Source organism: Streptomyces sp. NPDC019937, from assembly GCF_040631655.1.
Classification (GTDB): Bacteria; Actinomycetota; Actinomycetes; order Streptomycetales; family Streptomycetaceae; genus Streptomyces.
Genome location: NZ_JBEYAL010000094.1, coordinates 1 through 11712 on the forward strand (window position 1 = coordinate 1; position 11712 = coordinate 11712).

Here is an 11712-nt window from a genome sequence, read left to right on the forward strand (position 1 = left end):
GACCGGCGTCCCCCGGATACATGCCCAGCACATTCAGCACATCCCGGAAGTTGACCCCCGCCGCACGCACACCAACCCGCACCTGGCCGCGGCGCGGCGCCTGGGGTTCCTCAGGCACCAGCGCGACGCCGTCCAACCGGCCCTGGGCCACGATGTCCAACCGCCAAGCCGACCCCACACCCACCGGAGGCTCCAACACCCCGCCCGAAGCCATCCGCACCAGCCGCGGCAACCACACCCGCCCCTCCCGGACGGCCAACTGGTCCGCACCCAGCCCGGCGAGGCCGACAGCCAGGGCCTCATACGACTCCCGCGCACCATCAACGTCGGCCAGCACGAACCGCCCCGGATGCTCACTGATCGCCGACCGCACCAGACCCCACACCCCAGCCCCCGCGAGATCCAACACATCGCGAGCACCATCCTCGCCCGAGGCCACCTCCACCGCACCCGACGTCAACACCACCAACCGCGACCCCGCAAAACGCTCCTCAGCCAACCACTCATGCACCACACCCAGAACACCCGCCACCACATCACCGACACCGGCACCACCACGCGCCACTGGAAGCACAACCGTCTCCGGCGCCGTGGCACCACCATCAAGAGCGGCGACCAGACCCGCAAGACCGTCGTAAGACGTCACCGGAACACCGGAACCCCGCCACCCACCCGACTCGACATCACCAAGCACCGCCCAACCAGCGGCCTCCACAGGCTCCTCGGACCGGGCCACCGGCGCAGGAACCCACTCCAGCCGGAACAGACTCTCCGCCGTGGCAGAGGCGGACGCGCTCAGCTCGGTGATCGAGACCGGGCGCAGCACCAGCGACGCCACCTCGGCGATCGGGTCACCTGCGGCATCGGCCACCCGCAGCGCCACCTCACCCGTCCCTCGTGGAGACAGACGTACCCGCACGGCCGAGGTGCCCACGGCGGACAGCGACACACCCGACCACATGAAGGGCAGCAAAGCCTTGTCCGCACCGGCACCGGCACCGACTTCGCCGAGTCCCAGGGCGTGCAGCACCGTGTCCAGCAGCGCCGGGTGCAAACCGAACCCGGCCCCGTCCTCCGCGACCTCCTCCGGCAGAGCGGCCTCCACGAACAGGTCCTCACCCTGCTTCCACACCTCCCGCAGACCACGGAACGCCGGACCATACGCCAACCCCACACCCGACAACCGCTCATACAACCCATCCACCACAACCGCCTCCGCACCCACCGGAGGCCACACCCGCAAATCCCACCCACCAGCAGGAACCTCAGCAACGAGAACACCCGTGGCATGCAACGTCCACGGCTGCTCGGCATCAGCCCCCTCCTGGCGCGAGTAAACCCGCAGCGCACGACGACCGTCCTCGGCCCCGTCGATACCCAGCTGCACCTGAACAGCGCCATCCTCCGGAAGAACCAACGGCGCCTGCACAGTCAACTCCTCGACCCGGCCATACCCGACCCGGTCACCCGCCTGCACCGCAAGCTCAACGAACGCAGTACCCGGCACCAACACCGAACCGGCGACTACGTGATCAGCCAGCCACGGATGCGACCGCACCGACAACCGCGACGTCAACAACACCGCATCCGAACCCGCCACCGCCACCGAAGCACCCAACAACGGATGCCCCGCCACACCCAGACCCAAGCCGCTCGCATCGGTGACCGGTCGCGCGGCCTCCAGCCAGTACCGCTGCCGCTGGAACGCGTACGTCGGCAGATCCACCCGCCGCGCGCCGGTCCCGGCGAACATGGCGGACCAGTCGACCTGCGAGCCGTGTACGAACATCTCCGCGACCGCCGACAGGACGGTCTGGGCTTCGCCGCGGCCCTTCCGCAACGTCGACGCCACAACACTGTCGACGGCGGTCTGAGCCAGCGCGGTCAGCACCGGATCGGGTCCGATCTCCAGGAGCCGGGTCGCACCCTGTTCGCTCGTGGTGGTCTCCAGAGCCGGGTGGAACCGGACCGGCTCGTGGATCTGGCGCACCCAGTACCCGGGGGTCGTCCAGTCCGCCGCGCCGACCAGTTGCCCGCTGACCGTGCTGACGGCCGGAAGTACCGGCTTCCGGTAGGCGATGCTCGCGGCGATGTCGGCGAACTCCGCGAGCATGGGCTCCATCAACGGCGAGTGGAAGGCGTGACTCACCCGCAGCCGTGACACCCGGCGGCCCCGCTCCCGCGCAACCGCCATCACCCGCTCGACCGCATCCTCCTCACCGGAAACCACCACCGCGCTCGGGCCGTTGACCGCCGCGACCGCCACCCGCTGTGGGTCCGGCAATCCCCGCAGGATGTCGGAGACCTCGGCCTCGGTGCCCTCGACCGCCGCCATCGCACCACCCGCAGGCAGCCCCTGCATCAACCGCGCACGACCCGCCACCAACCGCACGGCATCCGCCAGCTCGAACACACCCGCCGTATATGCCGCGACGAACTCACCCACCGAATGGCCCAGCACCACATCCGGACCCATGCCCCACGACCGCAGCAACTCCACCAACGCCACTTGCACCGCGAACAGCAACGTCTGCGCATACCCGGTCCGATCCAGCAGAGCCGCCTCCGCCGAACCCTCCGCCGCGAACAACACCTCCCGCACCGGGACCTCAAACCCCGGCCTGCCCGCCAACTCCGCGTCCAGAAAACCGCACACCTCATCCAGGGTCCTCGCGAACACCGGGAACACGCCATACAGCTCACAGCCCATCCCGATCCGCTGGCTGCCCTGACCGGTGAACATCCAGCCCGTCCGGCCGTCGGTCACCGCGCCGGATATCGCGGCGTCACCACCGGCCGGTTCTGTCAGGCCGGTCAGCGGCGCCGCCCCGTCCGTGCCCAGCACCACAGTCCGGTGCTCCAGGACCGCCCGCGTGGTCGCCAACGAAAAGCCGATGTCGACCGGGGAGTGGTCCCGCTCGCCGAGGAAGGCCGCCAGGCGTTCGGCCTGTGCCCGCACCGCCTGGGCGTTCCGGCCGGACAGCACCCACGGCACCACCGGCATCGCCGACAGGTCCGTCGTGGCCTCGTCGGAGGCGGTGCCGTTCTCTTGGCCGTCACCGTCACCACTGTCACCGCCTGACACGGCAGGAGGTTCCTCAAGGATGACATGGGCGTTGGTACCACTGATACCGAACGAAGAAATCCCCGCGCGACGGGGATGTCCGGCGCGGGGCCAGGGGCGTTCTTCGGTCAGCAGGCGCACCGAGCCCGTGTCCCAGTCGACGTGGGACGAGGGCTCACCCACGTGCAGGGTCCTGGGCAGTTCCCCGGCGCGCAGGGCCATCACCATCTTGATGACGCCTGCGACGCCCGCGGCGGCCTGGGTGTGTCCGAAGTTGGACTTCACCGAGCCCAGCCACAGCGGCTCGGCGCCGGCGCGCCCCTGGCCGTAGGTCGCGAGCAGCGCCTGGGCCTCGATGGGATCGCCGAGCCGGGTTCCGGTGCCGTGCGCCTCGACGACGTCCACTTCGGACGCCGGGATCCGCGCGGCCTTCAACGCCTGGCGGATCACACGCTGCTGCGACGGACCGTTCGGCGCGCTCAACCCGTTCGAGGCGCCGTCCTGGTTGACGGCGCTGCCGCTGATCACCGCGAGCACCTGGTGGCCCAGCCGCTGTGCCTCGGACAGTCGCTCCAGCACGAGCACACCGGCGCCCTCGGCCCAGGCGGTGCCGTCCGCGGCCTCCGCGAACGGCTTGCACCGGCCGTCGGCAGCGAGGCCACGCTGCCGGGAGAACTCCACGAACGTCGTCGGGGCGGCCATCACCGTGACGCCACCGGCGAGCGCCATCCCGCACTCACCGGTCCGTAGCGCGTGGCAGGCAAGGTGCAGGGAGACCAACGAGGATGAGCACGCGGTGTCGAGTGTCACCGCGGGCCCCTCGAACCCGAACACGTACGAGATGCGGCCGGAGAAGACGCTGCCCGCGTTGCCGTTGGCGAGGAAGCCCTCGACGTCCTTGGGCACGCCGCTCAGGCGCGACGCGTAGTCGTGGTACATCAGGCCCGCGAAGACGCCGGTGGCCGAGCCGCGCAGCGAGTGGGGGTTGATCCCCGCCCGTTCCAGGGCCTCCCACGAGGTCTCCAGCAGCAGCCGCTGCTGCGGGTCCATGGCGAGGGCCTCGCGCGGGGAGATGCCGAACAACTCGGCGTCGAACTCGGCCGCGTCGTGCAGAAACCCGCCCTCGCGTACGTGCGAGGTGCCCGGGCGGTCCGTGTCGGGATCGAAGAGGGTATCGAGGTCCCAGCCACGATCGGTGGGGAACGGGGTGATCCCGTCCCCCGCCGAGCTGACCAGCTGCCACAGATCCTCCGGCGAGGCCACCCCGCCCGGGTACCGGCATCCCATGCCCACGATCGCGATGGGCTCATGGGCTTTCGCTTCGGCTTCACTCAGGCGAAGGTGAGCATCCCGAGCATCGGCGATCGCGCGCTTGAGGTATTCCCGGAGCTTGTCTTCGTTCGCCATGCGTTCCTTATCCTTCAGATAGAGCCGAAGCCTGAGCTAGGGGCTCAGTTCGCCCATGGCTTGCTGTCCATCAGCGAGAACAGCTCGTCGTCGGTCGCGTCCTCGATCCCCTCGACGCCCGCCCGGGTCTCCGGGCCACCGTCGCTCTCGACCCATACAGCCAGCAGCCTCTGTAGCTTGCTGCCGACTTCGGCGCGGACGGCCTCATCGGTGGGCACCGTCTCGGCAAGAATCGACTGGAGTTTTTCGAGTTCCCCGAAGAGGAATCCGGCGCCGCCGTCGTCCTCCGGCACCAACTCCGCCCGCAGGTAGTCCCGCAGGGACAGAACCGTCGGGTGATCGAAGATGATGGTGGCGGGCAGTTGCAGGGCGGTGGCGGAGCTGAGCCGGTTGCGCAGGTCCACCGCGGTCAGCGAGTCGAAGCCGAGGTCCTTGAACGCGCGCGTCGGATCGATCGATCCGGGCGAGGTGTATCCGAGGACGGCGGCGACAGAAGTCTGCACGATGTCGAGCAGCATCCGGTCCCGCTCGGCGGGCGAAAGCTCCTTCAGACGGTGGGCCAGCCCCGAGCCGTCGGCGGCCGCGGCATGGCCGAGGGAGTGCCGCTGCTCGGTGACCGGCGCAAGGTCGCGCAACACGCTGGGCAGCGTGTCCCGCCGCCCGGCGAGCGCGCTGGTCCGCAGCGCGACCGGCAACGCGACGGGCTCATTGACCTGCAAAGCCATATCCAGCAGCGCGAGCCCGTCCCGCGTGGACAGCGGCGGGAACCCCTGACGCCGAAGCCGGTCGATGTCCGCCTCACCCAGACGACCACCCATCCCCTCGGCCTGCTCCCACATACCCCACGCCAACGACACACCAGCCAACCCCCGCGCCCGCCGCGACACCGCCAACGCATCCAACACCGCATTACCCGCCGCATACGCCGACTGACCCGCATTCCCCACCACACCCGCAAAGGAGGAAAACAGCACGAACGCATCCAGATCACGGTCCACGGTGAGCTCGTGCAGAAGCACCGCCGACTCCGCCTTCGCCGCGAGCACCCGAGCCAACCGCTCCGGCGTCAGATCAGCGACCAACCCGTCATCCAGCACACCAGCGGCATGCACAATCCCCGTAAGGGGTGCATCCTCCGGCACCACGTCCAGCACACCGGCCAGCGCCGCACGATCACTCACATCACAAGCAGCAATCGTCACCCGCGCACCCAGCCCGGTCAGCTCATCACGCAACTCCTCCGCACCCGGCGCCCCGACACCACGCCGGGAGAGCAGCAGCAGATCACGAACACCATGCGCGGTGACCAGATGCCGGGCCACCACCGCACCCAGACCACCCGTACCACCAGTGACCAGCACCGTGCCCTTGTCCCAGCGTGTCACCGGGACGTCCTCGTCCGCGGCGGGAACGGCCATCCGTACGATCCGGGGCAGGCGGATCCGCCCCTCTCGCACCGCGAACTGGCTCTCGTCGGATTCGGCCGCGTACGCCGCCAGAGCCCGGTAGGAGTCCGGCTCGCCATCCACATCGGCCAGCGCGAACCGGCCCGGGTGCTCGCTGATCGCCGACCGCACCAGACCCCATACGCCCGCACTCGCGAGATCCAGTTCACTCGCGTCGGCGGCATCCAGCGCGACCGCACCCATGGTCGACACCACCAGGCGCGAATCCTCCAGACACTTCTCAGCCAGCCACGTCCGCATCGTCGCCAGCACACCAGCAACCCCACCAATGAGATCACCAGAATTCGCCACCACCGGCAGGACCACCGTGCCGGGAACCGCAGCGCCCCCGGCCACGGCAGCGGTCAGCGCTCCCAAGTCCTGGTAGCCGGTCACCGCGACACCGGCGGCACGCCACCCGTCCCCGGTCTGCGCATCGGTACCGAGGACGGCCCAGTCGCCGGGTTCGCCCGGGTCGGCCGGCTCGGCCGGAGCCTGCACGGAAACCCAGTCCAGCCGGAACAGACCGTCCGTGGGCGCAGAACCCGCCCGGGCGAGGTCTGCTGCGGTAACCGGTCGCAGCACCAACGAGTCGATGTCGGCCACCGGCTGACCAGCGGCGTCGGCCAGCCGAAGCCCGTACTCGCCGGTCCCTCGCGGCGACAGGCAGGCCCGAACGCCTGGGGCGCCGACGGTGTACAGCGACACGCCGGACCAGAGGAACGGCAGCATCGCGCCCTCAACGTCCGGGTTCTGGTGCCCGAGCGCGTGCAGCACCGTGTCCAGCAGCGCCGGATGCACACCGTACGCCGACGCCTCCCCGGCCACCTCCTCCGGCAAGGCCGCCTCCACGAACACCTCACCGCCACTCACCCACACGTCCCGCAAGCCACGGAACGCGGGCCCATAGACCAGCCCGGCGCCGGTCAGCCGCTCGTACAGCCCCTCCAGCGCGACCGGTTCCGCACCGGCAGGCGGCCACACCCCCAAGTCCCAGTCGGCGACGACACGCTCGGTCGTGAGGGTGCCCGTGGCGTGCAACGTCCACGGCCGGTCGGCCGAGTCACCGTCCGGGCGCGCGTACACGCGCAGCGAACGCCGCTCCCCGCCGGGCTCCGGCGCGTCAATGCCGAGCTGCACCTGAACAGCGCCGTCCTCCGGAAGAACCAGCGGGGCCTGCAAAGTCAACTCCTCGACCCGGCCACACCCGACCCGGTCACCCGCCTGCACCGCAAGCTCAACGAAGGCCGTACCCGGCACCAAAACCGAACCCGCCACCACATGATCAGCCAGCCACGGATGCGACCGCACCGACAACCGCGACGTCAACAACACCGCATCCGAACCCGCCACCGCCACCGAAGCACCCAACAACGGATGCCCCGCCGCGCCCAGACCCAAGCCGCTCGCATCGGTGACCGTCCGGACGGCCCCCATCCAGAAACGCTGCCGCTGAAACGCATACGTCGGCAGATCCACTCGCCGCGCACCGGTCCCGGCGAAGACGGCGGGCCAGTCCACCTTGCCGCCTCGTACGAACATCTCGGCCACGGCGATCAGCACGGTGTCGGCCTCTTCGCGCCCCTTGCGCAGCACCGAAACCGCGGTGGACCCTTCGGACCGCGCGAGCGCGGTCAACACCGGGTCCGGACCGATTTCGAGCAGTCGGGCCGCCGCCTGCTCGTCGACGGCGGTCCGGAGCGCGTCATGGAAGCGGACCGGCTCGCGCACCTGACGGACCCAGTAGGCGGGGGTCGTCCAGTCACCATCGGCGAGCGGCCGGCCCGTGACGGTACTGACCGCTGAGAGCACCGGCTGCCGGTAGGTGATACTCGCCGCGATCTCGGCGAACTCCGCCAGCATCGGCTCCATCAACGGCGAGTGGAAGGCATGACTCACCCGCAGTCGGGACACCCTGCGGCCCCGCTCCCGCGCAACCGCCATCACCCGCTCGACCGCGCCCTCGTCGCCGGAGACGACCACCGCGGTCGGGCCGTTGACCGCCGCGACCGCCACCCGCTCCCCTTCAGGAAGCCCACTGAGGATGCCGGCGACCTCGGCCTCCTCACCCTCGACCGCCGCCATCGCACCACCCGCAGGCAGCCCCTGCATCAACCGGGCACGACCCGCCACCAACCGCACGGCATCCACCAGCCCGAACACACCCGCCGTGTACGCCGCCACGAACTCACCCACCGAATGCCCCAACACCACATCCGGCACCACACCCCACGACCGCAACAACTCCACCAACGCCACCTGCACCGCCAACAACGCCGACTGCGCATACCCGGTCCGATCCAGCAGAGCCGCCTCCGCCGAACCCTCCGCCGCGAACAACACCTCCCGCACCGGGACCTCAAACCCCGGCCTGCCCCCAAGCTCCGCGTCCAAAAGTCCACACGCCTCATCCAGGACCCGCGCGAACACCGGGAACTGGCCGTACAGCTCACGGCCCATCCCGATCCGCTGGCTCCCCTGCCCCGTGGACATCCACGCCGTACGTCCCTCGGCCGCCACTCCGGACACCACGGAGGCATCGCCGTCGGCCAGCGCGGCCACGCCCGAGCGCAGGGTGGCGAAGTCGGCGCCGAGCACGACGGCACGGTGGTCGAGCACCGCGCGCGTGGCCGCCAAAGACCACCCGATATCGGCGGGCGCGGCGTCCTGCTCGTCGAGGAAGGCCGCCAGCTGCCCGGCCTGCGCGCGCAAGGCTTCCGCGGTCCGGCCGGAGAGCACCCACGGCACGACGGCCGGCTCCGCGGTCGGCCGCTCGTCGCCCATGGCCGGTTCGATCGCGGGAGCTTCCTCGGCCTCCTCGATGATGACGTGCGCGTTGGTCCCACTGATGCCGAACGACGAGACACCCGCCCGACGTGGCCGCTCACCGCGCGGCCACGCACGGGCCTCGGTCAGCAGCCGTACCGCACCGGAGTCCCAATCGACATGTGACGAAGGTCCGTCCGCGTGCAGCGTCCGCGGCAGCCGCTGCTCGCGCAGCGCCATCACCATCTTGATCAGCCCGGCCGCGCCGGCCGCGGCCTGACTGTGCCCGATGTTCGACTTCACCGAGCCCAGCCACAGCGGCTCGGTGCCGTCGCGCCCCTGCCCATAGGTCGCGAGCAGCGCCTGCGCCTCGATCGGGTCGCCGAGTCGAGTACCGGTGCCGTGGGCTTCGACCGCGTCCACTTCGGACGGCGATATCCCCGCGGCGGCGAGCGCCTGCCGGATCACCCGCTGCTGCGACGGACCGTTCGGCGCCGTCAGACCGTTCGACGCACCGTCCTGATTGACCGCACTGCCGCGTACCACCGCGAGCACCGGATGCCCCAGGCGCCGCGCGTCGGACAGCCGCTCCAGCACCAGTACGCCGGCACCCTCGGCCCACCCCGTACCGTCCGCGGCGTCCGAGAAGGACTTGCACCGGCCGTCCCCGGCCAGCCCGCCCTGACGGGCGAACTCCAGGAAGATCCCCGGGGTGGCCATCACCGTCGCGCCGCCGGCCAAGGCCAGGTCGCATTCGCCCGCCCGCAGCGCCTGGCCCGCGAGGTGCAGCGCCACCAGCGCCGACGAGCAGGCGGTGTCCACCGACACCGCGGGACCCTCAAGGCCGAGGGAGTAGGCGAGACGGCCCGATGCGACGCTCGGGGTGCTGCCGGTCAGGAGGTAGCCCTCCATCTCTTCCTCGGGCTCGTGCATGTTCCCGCCGTACCCGTTCGCAGACACCCCGGCGAACACGCCGGTGGCCGAGCCGCGCAGCGACAGGGGGCTGATCCCGGCCCGCTCCAGCGCCTCCCAGGAGGTCTCCAGCAGCAGCCGCTGCTGCGGATCCATGGCAAGGGCCTCGCGCGGCGAGATCCCGAACAGCTCGGCGTCGAACCGCGCCACGTCCTGTACGAATCCGCCACCGCTGACGCCGGTCGTGTCGACCAGCGTCCGCATGTCCCAGCCACGATCGGCGGGCAGCGAGGAAAAACCGTCACCGGCCGAGTCGACCAGGTCCCACAGCGCCTGCGGCGAGGTCGCGCCACCCGGATAGCGGCAGCCCATACCGACGATGACGATGGGGTCGTCGTCCACGAACGTCGCCGTCTTCCGGACGGGCGAAGCGGTCTGCTCGACCGCCGCGCCCAGGACCCGCGTACGCAGGTAGTCGGCCAGCGCGGCGGGGTTCGGGTGATCGAAGATCAGGGTCGCGGGCAGCTGGACGGCGGTCGCGGTGGTGAGGCGGTTGCGCAGCTCTACCGCGGTCAGCGAGTCGAAGCCGAGGTCCTTGAATGCCCGCCCGGCATCGACTTCCGCGCCCGACGTGTACCCCAGCACCCCGGCGACCTGGGTCTGTACGAGGTCCAGCAGCAACCGGTCCTGCTCGGCCGCGGGCAGTCCGCGCAGGCGGCGGGCCAGCTCGCCGCCTCCGGCGGCGGCAACCTGCCCGGCGACGGTCCGGCGCTGCCGCGTCGCCGGGACGAGTCCGTGCAGCACGGCGGGCAAACTGTCGCGTACCGCGGCGAGTGCCGAGGTCCGTAGGGCGGCCGGCACCGCCACCGACTCGTTGATCCACAGGGCGATGTCGAGGAGGGCCAGCCCGTGGTCGGTCTCCAGGGCCGGGAAGCCCTGGCGCCGCATCCGGCCCAGGTCGGCTTCGTCGAGTCGGCCGCCCATGCCTTCGGAGTTCTCCCACATGCCCCACGCCAGCGACACGGCCGGGAGCCCCTGGGCTCGCCGGGATACCGCGAGGGCGTCGAGCACCGCGTTGCCCGCGGCGTAAGCCGCCTGGCCCGCATTGCCCACCACACCCGCGAAGGAGGAGAACAGGACGAACGCGTCCAGATCACGGTCCGCGGTGAGTTCGTGCAGATGCATGGCGGAATCGGCCTTTGCCGCCAGCACCCCGGCGAGCCGTTCCGGGGTCAGCTCCGCGATCATCCCGTCGTCGAGCACTCCAGCGGTGTGCACCACGCCCCTCAACGGGGCATCGTCGGGGACCGCATCCACCGCATCCGCCAGCGCCTGCCGGTCGCTGACATCACACGCACGGATCGTCACCCGCGCACCGAGAGCGGTCAGCTCCCGTTCGAGCTCACCCGCCCCCGGCGCGTCGGGCCCACGCCGGGAGAGCAGGAAGAGGTCCCGCACCCCGTGTTCCGTGGTCAAGTGCCGGGCCACGACCGCGCCGAGACCACCCGTACCGCCGGTCACCAGCACCGTGCCACGCTCACCCCACGGCACCGGCAGGGTCAGCACAACCTTGCCGACATGCTTCGCCTGCCCAAGGAAACGCAACGCCTCCGGAGCCCGGGCGATGTCCCACGCCGTGACCGGAATCGGCCGCAGCGCACCACTCTCGAACAGCCGCAACAGCGCCGCCAGCATCTCGCCGATTCGCTCAGGACCGGCATCCATCACATCGAACGCCCGATACGAGACACCCGGATACGCGGCGGCGACCTCATCCGCATCACGGATATCGGTCTTGCCCATCTCCACGAACCGGCCACCGGACTGCGTCAACCGCAACGACGCATCCACGAACTCCCCCGCCAGACAGTCCAACACCACATCCAGCCCGACACCATCCGTCGCCGCAGAGAAAACCTGTTCAAACTCCGTCGTACGCGACGAAGCAATACGATCAGCCGCAACACCCAGCCCACGAACAGTCGGCCACTTGGCCTGACTCGCCGTCGCGAACACCTCCGCACCCAGATGCCGCGCCAACTGCACCGCCGCCATCCCCACACCGCCGGCAGCCGCATGAATCAACACCGACTCACCCGCCTGAAGACCAGCCAGATC

Annotated in this window: 2 protein-coding genes; both read right to left on the reverse strand. The window is 70.4% G+C overall.

Going from position 1 to position 11712, the window contains the following annotated elements; all coding sequences use genetic code 11:
• Positions 1 to 4471, reverse strand: a 4471-nt coding sequence (locus ABZ562_RS40785) for a beta-ketoacyl synthase N-terminal-like domain-containing protein (protein WP_361490451.1), incomplete at its 3' end; no start/stop codon positions are given.
• Positions 4472 to 4515: 44 nt separating this feature from the next.
• Entirely contained in the window at positions 4516 to 11649 is a 7134-nt protein-coding gene (locus ABZ562_RS40790) for an SDR family NAD(P)-dependent oxidoreductase (RefSeq protein ID WP_361490453.1), read from the reverse strand.
• Positions 11650 to 11712: the final 63 nt, after the last annotated feature.

Bases quoted from the DNA above. Each gene is read 5' to 3' on its own strand.
- ABZ562_RS40790 (WP_361490453.1), bottom strand. From the start codon at position 11,649: ATGGCGGCGGTGCAGTTGGCGCGGCATCTGGGTGCGGAGGTGTTCGCG.